At 67.8% G+C, this 14,401-nt stretch carries 16 protein-coding genes; 11 read left to right on the top strand and 5 right to left on the bottom strand.

Annotated elements, in window-relative coordinates:
- Nucleotides 1-126 precede the first annotated feature (126 nt).
- From pstB to MLE43_RS01645, 3 genes are read left to right on the top strand one after another with little or no spacing between them, the layout of a single operon-like run.
- Nucleotides 127-909 (top strand): phosphate ABC transporter ATP-binding protein PstB, encoded by a 783-nt coding sequence (gene pstB / locus MLE43_RS01655; RefSeq protein ID WP_275975986.1) that lies wholly within the window; start codon nucleotides 127-129, stop codon nucleotides 907-909.
- On the top strand, nucleotides 909-1,574 hold the full coding sequence (gene phoU, locus MLE43_RS01650) for a phosphate signaling complex protein PhoU (RefSeq protein ID WP_243301069.1): 666 nt from the start codon (nucleotides 909-911) through the stop codon (nucleotides 1,572-1,574). The genes pstB and phoU overlap by 1 nt, the downstream gene beginning before the upstream one ends.
- 14 nt (nucleotides 1,575-1,588) lie before the next feature.
- A complete protein-coding gene (locus tag MLE43_RS01645) occupies nucleotides 1,589-2,293 on the top strand; it encodes a response regulator transcription factor (protein WP_243301068.1) in 705 nt (234 codons plus the stop codon).
- Here the strand turns inward: MLE43_RS01645 and MLE43_RS01640 are convergent.
- From MLE43_RS01640 to MLE43_RS01630, 3 genes are all read right to left on the bottom strand, one after another.
- Nucleotides 2,290-2,916 (bottom strand): formyl transferase, encoded by a 627-nt coding sequence (locus MLE43_RS01640; protein ID WP_243301066.1) that lies wholly within the window; start codon nucleotides 2,914-2,916, stop codon nucleotides 2,290-2,292. The two genes, MLE43_RS01645 and MLE43_RS01640, sit on opposite strands and share 4 nt — an antisense overlap.
- Before the next feature lie 136 nt (nucleotides 2,917-3,052).
- Nucleotides 3,053-4,039: a polysaccharide deacetylase family protein gene (locus MLE43_RS01635; protein WP_243301064.1), complete on the bottom strand. Its 987-nt coding sequence runs from the start codon at nucleotides 4,037-4,039 to the stop codon at nucleotides 3,053-3,055.
- A 142-nt stretch (nucleotides 4,040-4,181) separates the two neighbouring features.
- A complete protein-coding gene (locus MLE43_RS01630; RefSeq protein WP_243301056.1) occupies nucleotides 4,182-5,528 on the bottom strand; it encodes a sensor histidine kinase in 1,347 nt (448 codons plus the stop codon).
- Nucleotides 5,529-5,642: 114 nt separating this feature from the next.
- Between MLE43_RS01630 and MLE43_RS01625 the strand changes: the two genes are divergently transcribed.
- The 8 genes from MLE43_RS01625 to MLE43_RS01590 all read left to right on the top strand — a co-directional run bounded on the left by MLE43_RS01625 (nucleotide 5,643) and on the right by MLE43_RS01590 (nucleotide 12,976).
- Nucleotides 5,643-6,290 carry a DUF47 domain-containing protein gene (locus MLE43_RS01625; RefSeq protein WP_243301054.1) on the top strand — a complete coding sequence of 216 codons (648 nt, stop codon included), beginning with the start codon at nucleotides 5,643-5,645 and terminating at the stop codon, nucleotides 6,288-6,290.
- A gap of 13 nt (nucleotides 6,291-6,303) precedes the next feature.
- On the top strand, nucleotides 6,304-7,311 hold the full coding sequence (locus MLE43_RS01620) for an inorganic phosphate transporter (protein ID WP_243301051.1): 1,008 nt from the start codon (nucleotides 6,304-6,306) through the stop codon (nucleotides 7,309-7,311).
- A gap of 192 nt (nucleotides 7,312-7,503) precedes the next feature.
- Nucleotides 7,504-8,040: a GNAT family N-acetyltransferase gene (locus tag MLE43_RS01615; protein WP_243301049.1), complete on the top strand. Its 537-nt coding sequence runs from the start codon at nucleotides 7,504-7,506 to the stop codon at nucleotides 8,038-8,040.
- Entirely contained in the window at nucleotides 8,040-8,720 is a 681-nt protein-coding gene (locus tag MLE43_RS01610; protein WP_243301048.1) for a lysophospholipid acyltransferase family protein, read from the top strand. Before MLE43_RS01615 ends, MLE43_RS01610 begins: the two co-directional genes overlap by 1 nt.
- Nucleotides 8,710-9,648 carry an arginase family protein gene (locus tag MLE43_RS01605; RefSeq protein ID WP_243301046.1) on the top strand — a complete coding sequence of 313 codons (939 nt, stop codon included), beginning with the start codon at nucleotides 8,710-8,712 and terminating at the stop codon, nucleotides 9,646-9,648. The genes MLE43_RS01610 and MLE43_RS01605 overlap by 11 nt, the downstream gene beginning before the upstream one ends.
- A gap of 7 nt (nucleotides 9,649-9,655) precedes the next feature.
- Entirely contained in the window at nucleotides 9,656-10,150 is a 495-nt protein-coding gene (locus MLE43_RS01600; RefSeq protein ID WP_243301043.1) for a hypothetical protein, read from the top strand.
- A gap of 35 nt (nucleotides 10,151-10,185) precedes the next feature.
- Entirely contained in the window at nucleotides 10,186-12,114 is a 1,929-nt protein-coding gene (locus MLE43_RS01595) for a site-specific recombinase (RefSeq protein ID WP_243301042.1), read from the top strand.
- On the top strand, nucleotides 12,107-12,976 hold the full coding sequence (locus tag MLE43_RS01590) for a DUF2911 domain-containing protein (RefSeq protein ID WP_243301040.1): 870 nt from the start codon (nucleotides 12,107-12,109) through the stop codon (nucleotides 12,974-12,976). Before MLE43_RS01595 ends, MLE43_RS01590 begins: the two co-directional genes overlap by 8 nt.
- A gap of 3 nt (nucleotides 12,977-12,979) precedes the next feature.
- Here MLE43_RS01590 and MLE43_RS01585 read toward each other — a convergent pair whose 3' ends face one another.
- Together MLE43_RS01585 and MLE43_RS01580 are read right to left on the bottom strand one after the other, a co-directional pair.
- Nucleotides 12,980-13,648 (bottom strand): radical SAM protein, encoded by a 669-nt coding sequence (locus tag MLE43_RS01585; protein ID WP_243301039.1) that lies wholly within the window; start codon nucleotides 13,646-13,648, stop codon nucleotides 12,980-12,982.
- Nucleotides 13,645-14,379 carry an SDR family oxidoreductase gene (locus MLE43_RS01580; RefSeq protein ID WP_243301038.1) on the bottom strand — a complete coding sequence of 245 codons (735 nt, stop codon included), beginning with the start codon at nucleotides 14,377-14,379 and terminating at the stop codon, nucleotides 13,645-13,647. Before MLE43_RS01580 ends, MLE43_RS01585 begins: the two co-directional genes overlap by 4 nt.
- Nucleotides 14,380-14,401: the final 22 nt, after the last annotated feature.

The raw sequence follows: 14,401 nt of genomic DNA, 5'->3' as shown, positions 1-14,401 counted from the left end.
CCAGCCACGCGCCCAGGTGCGTTGGTGGCCTTGAACGATGTCCCGCATCGCCCGGCGGCCACCGCCTTCCTGGATCACGTGGCTGGACCCGTCGCGGCCGCGTCCCATGTTGAAAACAGGCCCTAAATGCTCACCCCGACCCTCCCCGAAACCAAGCCCATCAAGCTGTCCGTCCGCAACATGGCCTTCAGCTATGGCACCAAGAAGGTCCTTGACGGGCTCTCCATGGACATCCATGCCGAGCGCGTCACGGCCATCATCGGCCCCAGCGGCTGTGGCAAGAGCACCTTCCTCAAGTGCTTCAACCGCATCCACGAGGTCTCCAGCACCGTGAACGTCAGCGGCGACATGCTGATCGACGGTGTGGACATCTACCGTGGCGGCATCGACGAAGTCGACCTCCGCCGGCGCGTGGGCATGGTATTCCAGAAACCGAACCCCTTTCCCAAGTCCATCTACGAGAACGTGGCCTTCGGGCCCCGCCTGTTCGGCGTCACCGACCGGTCGAGTCTGGATGGCATCGTGGAGGACGCCCTGCGCAAGGCGGCCCTCTGGGATGAAGTGAAGGATCGCCTCAAGGAAAGCGCCACCGGAATGAGCGGCGGCCAGCAGCAGCGGCTCTGCATCGCCCGCGCCCTGGCGGTGAACCCCGAGGTGCTGCTGATGGACGAGCCCTGCTCGGCTCTGGATCCCATCGCCACCGCCAAGATCGAGGATCTCATCACCGACCTGAAGGAGAACCTCACCATCGTGATCGTCACCCACAACATGCAGCAGGCGGCCCGCGTGAGCGACTACACGGCCTTCTTCTGGCTGGGCAGACTGGTGGAGATGGACCTGACGGAACGCATCTTCACGACACCAAGGGTGCAGATGACGGAAGACTACATCACGGGGAGGTTCGGCTGATGCGGCTGTTCGACACGGAACTCAAGGCCCTCCGGGAAGGCATCATGGCCATGGCCGGGGTGGCCGAGGAGATGATCGAACTGACCATCCAGGCGCTGGCGGAGCCCTCGCCGGCCAAGGCCGAGCAGGTGAACCTGCTCGACCGCCGCATGGACGAGTGGGAGCTGAGACTCGACCAGCAGTGCATCGACCTCCTGGCCCTCCACGCCCCGGCGGCCTCCGACCTGCGCCGCATCGCCTCCAGCCTCAAGATCATCCCCGAACTCGAGCGCATCGGCGACCACTGCTGCAACATCGCCCGCCGAGTGGCCATGGTCCATCCGCCCATCCTGGCCGGGAATGACCTCGAGCAGTTGGGCACGGAGACCCGGGGCATGGTCCGACGTGCGGTGGATGCCTTCGTGGGCAATGACGCGGCCCTGGCCCACGCCGTCATCCTGAGCGATGACAGCGTGGACGCCCTCTACGGGAAGATCTACCGGGACCTGCTGCGCATCATGCTGGCGGATCCCCTGTGCATCGAGCGGGCCAGCCACCTGATCCTCGTCATCAAGAACTGGGAACGCATCGCGGACGAAGCCACCAACATCGCCGAGGAAGTCCTCTTCATCCTCGAAGGCCACAGCGCCAAGCACACCTACCTGCACGGCGATTCCGTAGAATAAGGGCGAAGACACCCATGCCCCACATCCTCCTCCTGGAAGACGACACCGAGATCCGCCTGGGTCTCGAACAGCATCTGCGCCGGGAGGGCTTCAGCCTGACCAGCGTGGGCACCGGCCGCGACGCGCTCCAGGCCCTCGGGACGTCCGGGCTCCGGCTCGACGCCGCCCTGCTCGACCTGAGCCTCCCCGACATGGACGGCCTGGACGTGCTCAGGGCCATCCGGGCCCATCCCACGCACCGCGGTCTCCCCGTGCTCCTCGTGACGGCCCGGAGCGAGGAGATCGACCGGGTGCTGGGACTCGAGCTCGGCGCCGACGACTACATCTCGAAGCCCTTCTCCACCCGGGAGCTGGCGGCCCGCCTGCGTGCCATCCTGCGCCGCTCCACGCCCGCGGAGGCCGTGGAGCGCGCCCCCCAGCTGACCTTCGGTCCCATCAGCGTCGACCTCGACATGCACACGGCCCGGGTCGATGGGCAAGTCGTGGACCTCACCCGCCGCGAGTTCGAATTGCTGGCCTACTTCCTGGCCAATCCCCGCCGGGTGCTGACGCGGGAGAAAATCCTCCAGCAGGTCTGGGGCCTTGAGTACCTGGGCGAGAGCCGCACCATTGATGCCCACGTGCGGAGGGTCCGCGCCAAGATCGGACCCGTGGCCGCGGAACAGATCGAGACGGTGGTGGGCGTCGGCTACCGCCTGGGCGGGCCGAGCGAGGCCTAGTGGACGCCTCGCGCCATCCAGGTCTTCAGATACTGGAAGAGCGTGGGGTGGGACCATAGCCCGGACGGCAGGACCCCCGTCCGCGTCTGGATCCGATGGTGCTTCACATCGTCCAGGGCCGCTCTCATGAGTGGAATCGCCGCCGAGAGCTGCCGCACGGGGAGGGTGTTGAAGTTGTCCCGGCGGTCCGGATGGATGGTGGCCTGGTAGAGGACGCCTCCGGTGTCGATGCCCGGGTCAACCAGATGGACGGTCACTCCGCAGTGGTCGGGATCGCCATTGGCCAGCGCCCAGTAGCCACCATGCACGCCACGGTACCTGGGCGTCATGCCCACGTGTGTGTTGATGAATGGAACCGGGACCGCGGCGAGGACCTCCCGGGAGAGGATCCGGGTCCCGTTGACGACCACGGATTCGGGGCTCAGCTGCTTCAGCCGCTCCACGACCTCCTGGCCGTTGATGGTCGGCACGTGCATGACCAGGGTCTCCGGGAAATCCCCGTCCTCCATGCCCGATTCCCGGATGATCTGCCGGATGCGCGCCTTGGAACAATAGGCCATCGCCTTGTTGCAGGCGATGAAGAGCAGCTGTCCAGCGACTCTCCGGTACCCGAGTTTCTTCACCCTCCGCCGGGCCAAGGCCAAGTTGGACACTCTGCTTTCGACGATGATGCACTGGATCGATACATGAGCTTTCAAGCCATGGAACATGAGCCGGGAAGATCGGTCATTCCCGCAAAGCATGACGACCCGGAGTGGTTCATCCGACATGGCCGGCCTCAAGCAAGTCACACAACTCACCCATGTTGAAGGACCGCATGCGATGTGATGTTTTCAATACCTCAAAGTGCTTCAAGATTTCATGCAGGAACGCGAGGTTGGCCTCGGGATCGGCACCAAAATTGTGCGGGTGCCACCACAAGTGATAAATCTGATTGTTTTTGGCTGCAGAGGTCATGGCCCTCTTGATCCGCCGCAGGCGGAGGGCTTCCAGCCACGGCCATCGCCTGGAACTCGGCCTGAGAAAGCGGCTGGCCGGAAAATCATATGGCCGGTGAGCCCCGCACACCTCGAAGCCATAGGCGCTCGGACCTGACACATCCAGGTAGGCGTCGGCGAGGCGCAGGACCCTCTGCCATGTTTTTTTCAGGATCCCATCGGTGGGTTGGTACATCCAATGGCTCGGGTTCCCCCGATAGCATCGGATGCCCAGTTCCGCCAGCAGGGGGAGATAGTCTGGATTCTCCATGTTCCGGGGAAACACAAGACTCCTCAGCTCGAACCCCCGCCGCTTCGCCACCAGGATGGCGGCCCTGATATCTGCTTCGAACTGGTCCTGCGTCTGCCCCTTTTCAAGGCAGTAGTAGTGGGAGTGCGTGTGGCTGCCGATCTCCTGTCCATGGACGCCTGCAATGCTGGCGATGAGGTCCGGACCAAAATGGAACGCCGTTTCGACCAGGTCATGGTCCCGAATGTACGGATAGGGAGAGAGGTGCTCGTGGGCGTAGGTCGGCTCAGAGTCTGGCAAGTTGGCGACCAGGTCGGCCTTGTCGTTGAAGAAAAGAAACCCGACGGTCGCCCAGGTGACATGGACGCCGTGGTCCCGGAACAGGTCGAGCATCCCTTGGACTGCACCGGGGACACCCTCAAGGTTTTTCCGGTACTGCTCGATCGTCACAAGGTCGCGGATGCCCCAGTACAATTCAAAATCCAGCGAGATCGTGAATACGCCACTGGTTAATTCCATGCGATGTCCCTTGGTTCAGTCTGATAAATACGGTACCGCCCCTCTGGGCCTTGCGCCAATGTTTGAAATGGGACGGCATGCTCCCGACGGCTTAGAGGGCCGGTTCCGCCCCAAGGTTGAGCCGCCTTGTCGGCGACGGCACCTAAAGTCGGTCGGCCGGCTGGGGCGGCAGCATCACCTTGAACGTGGCCCCCTCCCCGGGACGGCTTTCCACCGTGACTTCACCGCCCATCAAGCGGCAGAGGTGCTTCACGATGGCCAACCCCAGGCCCGTTCCCGGCTTGGCCTTGGCGATCTGGGAGCGGTAGAAGCGCTCGAAGATGCGCCCTTGCTCCGCCTCCGGAACGCCCGGGCCCTGGTCGGCCACCTCCCACAGCTGGCCCTGGGCCGAGATGTGGACACCCAGCCGCACACGACCCCCCGTCGGGCTGAACTTGATGGCATTGGTCAGAAGGTTGTCCAGCACCTGGCTCAGCCGCAGAGGATCGGCCAGCAGCGTCGTCCCCTCCGGCGCATCCAGGTCCACATCGAGCTGGACCCCTGCGTCTGCCAGCCGGTCCTGTTGATCCTCCACCACGGAAGCGAGAAAGGCGGTGAGATCCAGCCGGACCGGATCGAGGTGCAGCGCGCCGCTCTCGATGCGGCTCAGCTCGGAGAGGTCCCCCAGCAGCATCGCCAGCCGGTCCACGGACCGGAGGATGGATTGGGCACCGGCCTGCGCCGGCTCCGGCAGCGCCTCCTCCTTGAGGTTCTCCGCAGCGATGCGGATGGCCGTCACCGGAGTCTTCAGCTCATGGCTGACGTTGGAAATGAACTTCTGGCGGGTGGTCTCCAGCGCCTCCTGGCTGGTGACGTCGTCGACGGTCAACAGCACGCCGGAGACGCTGCCCAGCGGCGCAAAGGGGATGGCGCGGACCCGGAGCGTGCGCCCCGCCCGGACAAGCCGCCACTCCGAGGGCACGCCGCGATAGGCCTTCTGCACGGCCGAAGGGCTGTCGGGATCACGGAACACCTCCTCCACCGCCATCCCTTTGCCCAGCGGTGCTCCCAGGCCCAGGTGCCGCTGGGCGGCCGGGTTGAACTGTTCCAGCCCTCCCCCGGGACCGAAGAGCAGGACGCCCTCCTCCAGGCGGGCCATGATGCCGGGAAGCAGCCGGTCTTCCCGGGCCGCGCGTTCCCGCAGGTCCAGGTTCTCCTGCTCCATGGCCGACCAGGCGCGGGGGAGATCCTCGATGGCGCTGGGCCGGGATCCACCCAGGAGGCGCCCCAGGGGCTCCGCCACCAGCCGCACCTGCCACCGGGCCATGAGGACGACCACGAGGACCACCGTGGCGATGAGCCCCAGGATCCAAGGCAGGGACACCCCCTTCTGCACGGTCATGCCCAGCCCCAGGCCGAGGAAGAGCACCGCCCCCAGGCAGACCAGGGCGCGCTCCAGGAACGCCCTGACGCCGGGCCCCGCCTCGCGATGTGACCTGCTTCCAGCCATGCCTTCAGACCATACACCGACTACGACGTCACAACGCACCGGCCCATCGCCAATTTACGCTCTGTTTACCCTCGGGGAGCCGGTACAGTGGAGAACGGATCCATGGGAGTGATCATGTCCTTGAATGCCGTGATGCGCTGGCTCAAACCGAGAGAGATGGTCTTCTTCGATCTCCTGGAGTCGGCCTCGGGAAATGTCTACCAGGCCGCCCAGCTCTTCGATCGGGAGATCCGCAGCGGCGACCCGGCCCGGTTCGCCGAGCTGCGCCGGCAGATGAAGGATCTGGAGCACGCCGGTGACGACATCACCCACGAGATCATCGACCGCCTGAACCACACCTTCGTCACCCCCATCGACCGGGAGGACATCCTGGCCCTCGCCCACTCCATCGACGATGTGATCGACCGCATCCACTCGGTGTGCGAGCGCCTGATCCTCTACCGGATCAGCCATGTGATGCCGGCCGTCACGGAGATCAGCTCCATCATCGTCGAGGGCGCCGGCGAGATCCTCCACCTCACCCGGTCCCTGCGCAACATGTCCAACCAGAAGGAGATCGGGGACCGCATCCGGCGGGTCCACGCCCTGGAGAACAAGGCGGATTCCATCTACCACGCAGGCCTGGCTCAGATCTTCGAGAACCCCAAGGATCCCATCGAGCTGGTGAAGTGGAAGGAAATGCTCGAGAAGATCGAGGACGCCACCGACAAGATCGAGCTGGTGGCCAAGGTCATCGGGTCCACCGTCATGAAGAACGCGTAGGCCGGAGCCACCCATGCTCGAAGGCATCGTCCCGGCCCTGGTGCTGATTGTCGCCCTTGCGCTTGTATTCGATTACATCAACGGCTTCCATGACACCGCCAACGCCATCGCCACGGTCGTGTCCACCGGCGTGCTCAGCGCCCGGAACGCCATTCTCATGGCCGGCATCCTGAATTTCGGCGGCGCCCTGCTGGGCACCCAGGTCGCCACGACCATTGCCAAGGGCATCGCCGACAGCCAGTACGTGGTTCCCGCGGTCATCGTCGCGGCCCTGTTGTCCGCCATCGTCTGGAACCTCATCACCTGGTACTTCGGCATCCCATCGAGTTCCAGCCATGCGCTCGTCGGTGGCCTGGCCGGAGCCGTGGTCGCCCAGGCGGGCCGAGGCGCCCTCCATACCTCGAAGCTCGAAGAGGTCGGAACCTTCCTCATCGTGAGCCCCGTGGTCGGGTTTCTCATCGCGATGGTGCTGATCATCATCATCCTGTGGATCGTGCGCCACACGGCCGGACCGCGTGTCAACCTGGCCTTCCGGAAACTCCAGCTAGTCTCCGCCGGCGCCATGGCCTTCACCCACGGCACCAATGACGCCCAGAAGGCCATGGGCATCATCGCCCTGGCCCTCATCACCTACGGAAAGCTCCATACCCACGGCGCGAGGGTGGATGTTCCTGTCTGGGTCAAGCTCGCCTGTGCGACAGCCATGGGCCTCGGCACCATGTCCGGAGGATGGAAGATCATCCGCACCATGGGCGCGAAAATCGTCAAGCTGCGGCCCATCCACGGGTTCGCCGCGGAGACGGCCTCCGCCATCGTCCTCTTCGCCACAGCCCACATGGGGATCCCCGTCAGCACCACTCACGTGATCAGCGGCGCCATCATGGGCGTGGGAGCCAGCATGAACGTCTCCGCCGTCCGCTGGGGCGTGGCCGGGAACATCGTGGTGGCCTGGGTGCTCACGATCCCCATCAGTGCCCTGCTCGCAGCGGGCTTCCTCAAACTGGTGACCCCCTTCTTCTGACGCCCTGCGAAGGTCGCGGGAATGTGACCGCGAACGAGCAGCCTCGTCACAGCCTCCGGCCAGTCTGGAGGGCCCGGTTCGCAAGAATCGCGTAACCGATTGGTACTAGTCTATTTTCATGGATTTACCAATGGCGCCATAGGCCTGTCATGGCCGCCTCCGATCCTGGTTCCGACACCAGGGAGGCTTGCCATGACCATCGAGACCCTCACGCCGCATCCCGAAGGCGCCCGCTACGCCGTCCGGCCGCTCGGCAGTGCCGACTTCCCCCGCCTCCAGCGCCTCGAGTCCGAGATCTGGTCCGGCGACGGGGCCGGCGAGCTGTGCCCCCACTACCTGCGCCTCTGCACCGAGCTCTACGGCGACTGGTGCTTCCTGGCCATGGACGGCGACCGGCCCGTAGGCTACGTCCTCAACTTCGTGAAAGGCTCGACGGTCTATTGCGCCACGCTGGCCGTGCACCCGGAGTACCAGAAGGGCCGGGTGAACTACCTGCTCATCCGCGCCATGGTGGCCAAGCTGCTCCAGGAGAACGTGGAGGAGTGCCGCTTCCTGGTGGAGCCTGGCAACAACGATGCCCGCAGCGTCCACAACGCCCTGGGCGCCCGGGTGGTGGCCGAGGTGCAGGACTACTACGCCCCCGGCGATACCCGGCTCTGGTCCGCGATCACGCGCGACGACCTCGAGCGCGTCCGGGCCCGTTACACCCGCCTGAAGCTGGTGAGCTAGTGTCCTGGGCCGGCGTCCTCTGGCCCACCTTCGCCCTGCTGCCCCGTCTGGCGGCCGGAGCGGCGCCGCAGCCCGGCATGAACCGCTGGGCCCGGCGGCTGCTGCCGGCCCTGGGCGTGGACCTCGGCGTCGCCGGGCACCCCCGGAACGACATCCCCCTCTGGGTGGCCAACCACCTCAGCTGGGTGGATCCCGTGGCGCTCATGAGCCTCCGCCCCATGGGCACCATCGCCAAGGGTGAGGTCACGGGCTACCCCATCCTCGGCCGCTGGGCGCGGAAGTCCGGCATCCACTTCGTGGAACGGGAGGATGCCGCCAGCCGCGCCGCGGCGCTGGCCAGCTTCGTCCACTCGCTCCGGGAAGGCCGGGACATGCTGCTGTTCCCCGAGGGCACCACCACCCGGGGTGAGCGCCTGGCGCCCTTCTATGAAGGCGGGCTGCGGGCGGCCTATGAGCTGGGCCTCCCCGCCCAGCCGTTCCGCCTCAGCAGCCCGGCCCCCCACTACCCCTGGACCGGTCAAGAAACGCTGCTCCCGCACCTTCGCACCCTCCTCGCCACTCGCACGCCCCTCACCGTGGTGGCCGAACCGCCCCTGCACCCGGCCGATTTCAGCGGCCCCGACCGGTGGCTCGCCGCCTTCCGCGCCGCCCTCGAACCCCGGAGCACCGATGTCCGCTGATGTCCTCATGCAGGGTCTCCGCACCGGCCTCACGCCCTTCCTGGGCCTGCCCCTGGTCCTCGATCCCCGGCCTTCCGCCGGCGTCGTCCTCGGCGTGCCCTGCGATGCGGGCGTGATCAACCGCCCTGGTGCGCGTCTGGGCCCCTGGGCGATGCGGGCCGCTTCCATGGGCCTCGGCACGCGCCCCATGCCCGAGCGCCTGCGCGAAGGCGGCCCAGACCTGGGAGCCGCGGCCGCCGAGGGGTGGGTGGACGGCGGCAACATCCCCACCCTGCCCTTCTCCCTGGCCGAAGCCCTGGAGACCGTCCAGGCCATGGTGGGCGCCTGGGCGATGACCGGCTGCCGCACGCTCCTGCTGGGCGGCGACCATGCCCTCACCCTCGGCGCATTGCGGGCCCTGGCCCGCCAGCACGGCCCCCTGGGCCTGCTGCACCTAGATGCCCACCCGGACGCCGCCGATGGCGCTGCCTGGGGCGCGGCCATCCACCACGGCACCTGGGTCCGCCAGGCGCTCGAGGAGGGCCTGCTGGACCCGGAGCGGGTGGTGCAGGCGGGCCTCCGGGCGCCGCGCTTCGACGAAGGCGAGCTGACCTTCCTCCAGGCCGCTGGCGTGCGCCTGTGGACACCCGCGGACCTGCGCGACCCCCGCCTGGATGCCCGCCTGGCGGCGGATCTCGCCGCCGTGGGGCGGGGACCCGCCTACCTGAGCCTGGACCTGGACGCCCTCGATCCCGTGCTGGTGCCTGCGGTGGCGGAGCCGGTGCCTGGCGGCCTCAGCCTCCCCGAAACGCTGCGCCTGATCCGTGCCGCACGCGCCTGGCCGGAACCCTGGGTGGGCGCGGACCTCATGGAGCTGGCCCCCACGCTGGAAGGTGCCGAAGCCAGCGCCCGGGTCGCCGTCCACCTCGCCCTCCACCTCCTCGCATGAGGCTTCCATGAGTGCCCTCGACGCCTTCCGCCGCACCCACGGCGAGATCACCTGGGATGACATCGTCACCGGCCACGACTTCGGCTTCCTCGAGATTCCGGACATCCAGGCCTGGGTCCCGGGCGAGGGGACGGCCGCAGCCCGCCTGAAGGCCCTCCAGGGCGAGGCCCTCCGCACCTTCGAGGCCCACCTCTGGGCCGCCTGCGCGGAAGCTGTGGGCAAGACCCCTCGCCCCGGCAGCACCCGCTGGTCCCAGGCCCAGGATCGCTGGCGGGAGGCCGTGCTGCGGGAGGCCCTGGCCGTGGAAACCACCGCACCCCGATTGGCGGCCAAGGTCGAGCGCCTCTACGACCAGGTGGGCTGCCCCGAGGACATGCTGGGCATGCTGCGGCCGTCCCAGCGCTGGTCGGGTCTGCCGGCCACGGTGGATCCCCAGGCAGTGCAACAGTTCCTCGAACGGATTAGACGGACCTCGTCCGATCGATCGGGTTCCAATTCCTAGGCTTGTGCCACCCTGGGAACTCCTCCGGAGTCCCGATGCCCCTGTCCGACCCCAGGCTGGATGAACTGCTGAGTGGCGGCACCCTGAGGCTGGAACCCCTGCTGCGCTGGCTGCTGGAGGCCTCGCCGCTGGACTCTCTCGACGGGGAGCCCCGCCGCACGACCCGGCTCCGGCGCCTCCATGCCGCGCTGACCTTCCGCGGGCTCACGAGTCCCCTCGCGGAAGCGTGGAATCACGCCTCCGCCATCCGCCTGCTGGCTGAAACGGGCCTGCCGGACCGCACCACCCTGGTCGGCGAGGGCTTCCTGCGCCTCGTGGACCGGGTCATCCCCCGCCTGGATCCCGAGGGCGATCTCTACGCCCTGCTGGACCGGCTGGACCTGGGCGAGGCCGATGCGGGCTGGATCGAGAGCCTGCCGGCGGACCTGCGGATCGTGTGGGGTCTCTTGCTGGCGCCCCCTCTCGAGATCTGGGCCCACGCCGCCCGCCTGCTGGCCCACCGGGCCGCCGCCGTGGGTCTGTCCCGCGACCTGCTGGCCCTGGATCCCGAGGGCAGCGACACCGAGTCCCCCTTCTTCCACCTCACCCGTGTCGTCCATGACGCCGGGGAGCGCCCCAGGGATGCCGCGGCCCGGGCCGCCTGGGAGGCCTGCTGGTCTGCCTGCGCCGGCACCCTGGCCCGGGCCCACGCCCGCCTCGATGACCGGGGCGTATCCACGGATCTGGTCTTCCGGCTCGAGCTGCTGGAGGCGCAGCTGAACCGCATCGGCCAGATCCTGGATTTCGCCGCGGGCCAGGGCGACGGCACCGCCTTCGCCGCCGAGCTGGTGCGCGGCAGCATCGCCCAGCACGGCCTGGTCGCCCTGCTCCGTTCCACGGTCAAGCGGTTGGCCCGCAAGATGGTGGAGCACACGGGGGAGACCGGTGAGCACTACATCGCCCGGGACCGGGCCGAGTGGTGGGCCATGGGCCGGTCCGCCGCGGGCGGCGGCCTCCTCACGGCGGGCACCGCCCTGCTCAAGATCAGTCTCTCCCTCCTGCCCCTGGCGCCCCTCGTGTCGGGCCTCGCCCTGACGGCCAACTACGCGGTGAGCTTCTGCGCCATGCAGCTGCTGGGCTTCAGCCTGGCCTCCAAGCAGCCGGCCATGACCGCCGCGGCCCTGGCCCAGGCCCTGGAGGAGAACGATGGCCAGGCCCAGGAGATCGAACTGGTGGCCGCCATCACGCGCACCCAGGTCATCGCCACCTTCGGCAACGTGCTGTCCACCATGCCCGTGGCAGCCGGCCTCGTGGCAGCCTGGGTCTGGCTGACGGGCCACGCCCCCATCGACCACGAGGCGGCCCTGCACGGTCTCCAAGGCGTCCATCCCTTCCACGGCTGGACCCTGGCCTTTGCGGCCCTCACGGGCGTGCTGCTCTGGCTCTCCAGCCTGGCGGCGGGCTGGACCGCCAACTGGAGCGCGTACCGCTGTCTGCCCGAGGCCCTGGCCCAGAACCACCGCCTCCGCTCCTGGCTCGGCGTGGCGGGCGCCGAAGCCCTGGGCCGCTTCGTCCACCGCCACCTGGCGGGGTTCGCCGGGTACACGGCCCTGGCCGCCCTGCTGGTCTTCGTGCCCATGGGCTTCGCCTTCGCGGGCATCCATGCGGAGGTGCGCCACGTCACCCTCCAGGCGGCCTCGCTGGCCCTGGGCTCCGCCACCCTCTGGTTCGAGGGGACTCTGGCCTGGCGGGAGGTTCTCTGGGGCCTGTTCGGCATCGGCCTCATCGGCGTGCTGAACTTCACCGTGTCCTTCGCCCTGGCCCTCTGGACCGCCCTGCGCGCGCGGGACCTCAGCGGCCGGGCCAGCCGCCATCTCTGGCTGGAGATCCTCAAGGCCTTCAACCGGAATCCACGCCGTTTCCTCCTTCCACCCCGCCGGGGTGCTACCCTCGACAGCCATGTCCCAGGAGATTCCCATGCGTAGCCTGCTTCTCCCCGCCCTGCTGGCCGGATCCGCCATCCTTCCCCTCGTGGCCCAGGACAAGCCCGCCCCCGTGCGCCTGACGCCCCTGCGCCTGAGCCCGACCTGCACCGTGTCCCAGGAGATCGGCATCAGCAAGATCGACCTCGCGTTCGCCCGGCCCGCCGTGAGGGGACGCAAGATCTGGGGCGGCCTCGTGCCCTTCGGCCAGGTGTGGCGGGCCGGCGCCAACAACGCCACCACCCTCACCTTCAGCCACGCCGCCAAGGTGGCGGGCAAGGAGGTGCCGGCAGGCAGCTATGGCTTCTTCGTCATCCCCGGCGAGAAGACCTGGACGCTCATCCTCAACAAGAAGGCCAAGCAGTGGGGAGCGTACGAATACAAGGCCCAGGAGGACCAGATGCGGTGGGAGGCCACGCCCCAGGCCGGCCCCTTCCTGGAGTACCTGGACTACCGCGTGATCCCGGTCGACGCCGGGCACGCCACCGTGGAGCTCGGCTGGGAGAACCTGCGGATCGGTTTCCCGGTGGAGTTCGACACCAAGGGCATCTACTGGGCCCACCTGGAGGACACCCTCAAGAAGGCGCCGGAGACCGACTGGGTGCCCTGGTACCAGGCCGCCCGCTACTGCCAGGAGCAGGGCCTCGAACCCCAGAAGGCCCAGGCCTGGATCCAGAAGAGCCTGAAGATCAGCGAGACCTACTCGAACCACGAAGTGGCCGCCCGCATCGACAAGGACGCCAAGCGCCTGCCGGCAGCCATCGCCCATCTCCAGAAGGCCATCGACCTCTCCAAGGGCAAGACGCCGAAGGAATACACGGAGAACCTGGAGAAGGAGATGGTGGCCTGGAAGGCCGGGAAGTAGGGCTCAGACCCCCTTCTTCTCCGCTCCCCAGATCACCTTGTGCAGCTGCACCTGGACCCGCACGGGCAGGCCGTCAGCGACGACCTGCCCGGCGAGCCAGGCGGGGTCGAGGCTGCCCCACACGGGGCTGAAGAGCACCTCCAGCCGGTTCCAGATGTCGCGTTCGGCGCACCAGGCCTTGGCCCAGGCGTAGTCGGCCTGGTCGCACAGCACGAACTTCAGCTCGTCCTGGCCGGAGACCATGTGGTCGAGGTTGGCCTCCAGCCAGCGGTGGACCTCGCCGCTCCCGGGGGTCTTGCGGTCCACGATCTTGATGACCTCCGAGGGCACGAGGGCCAGATCGTGGGCCCCTGCGGTCTCCAGGGCCACCTCGTAGCCCAGGTCCAGCAGGGAACGCAGCAGCTCCGGGGCCTGGGGATGGGCCAGAGGCTCGCCGCCCGTGAGCTCCACGAAGGGGGCGCTGGGGCCCTTCACCGGTGGCCCGAGGCGCCGCTTCACCTCATCCAGCAGGTCGTCCAGTTCCCGCATCGTGCCATCGTAGAAGGCATATTCGGTATCGCAGTAGGTGCAGCGCAGCGGGCAGCCCGTCAGGCGGATGAACAGGCAGGGCCGGCCGATCCGGGCGCCCTCACCCTGGATGCTGTGGAAGACTTCGTTGACCTTGAACTTCACCGGTCCACCCAGCGCCGCCCACCATCCAGGGTGAGGATGTCTCCGGTGAGGAAGGGGCTGTCCGCGGCGTAGCGCACCGCGCGGGCCAGGTCCGCAGGGTCGCCCAGGCGCTTCAGCAAGGTCCGGTCCGCCAGGAACGCTTCATCGCTGCCCTCGGCGGGCAGGATCGCGCCCAGGGCGTGGCCCACCACGCGCACCTTGGGCGCCAGAAGGTGGGCGAGCCCGGGCACCAGGGCCGCCAGTCCGGCCTTGGCCGCGCTGTAGGGCAGGCGCTTCAGCCAGGGGCGGTGGATGGAGGTGTCCAGGAGGATCTGGAGGCAGGCGCTCTCCGCGAGGTGTGGCGCCAGGGCCTGGGCGCAGAGGAAGGGGAAGCTGAGGTTCATGCGCCAGGTGGCCTCGAGCGAGGCCGGCGTCCAGGTGCCGAGGGACTCTTCGGGGAATGTCCCGGCCAGCAGCACCGCGCCGGAAATCGCCCAGCCATCCGCCTTCAAACCCTCCAGATCTGCCATCATTCTGGAACTCAGTTCCGGACTCTCTGCATTCCAGACACAGGTCCGGATCACCGCCGTCTTCGACAAGCCGTCCAACCAGGTTTCGCCGTCCCAGGAGCTTGAACTGGTCAGCACCAGATCGTGATCCCGGGCCAGATCCTCCGCCAAGGCGCGACCCAGGCGCCGGCGGCCACCCACCAGCACCCAGCAGGGCCTGCCTTTCCGCGAGATCTGCTCCATCGGGGCATTCTTTCACAAAGGT

This window comes from Geothrix oryzisoli (assembly GCF_022808865.1).
Lineage (GTDB): Bacteria > Acidobacteriota > Holophagae > Holophagales > Holophagaceae > Geothrix > Geothrix oryzisoli.
The sequence above is the reverse complement of the archived record's forward strand: the minus strand, read 5'-3'. Positions and strand labels throughout refer to the sequence as shown.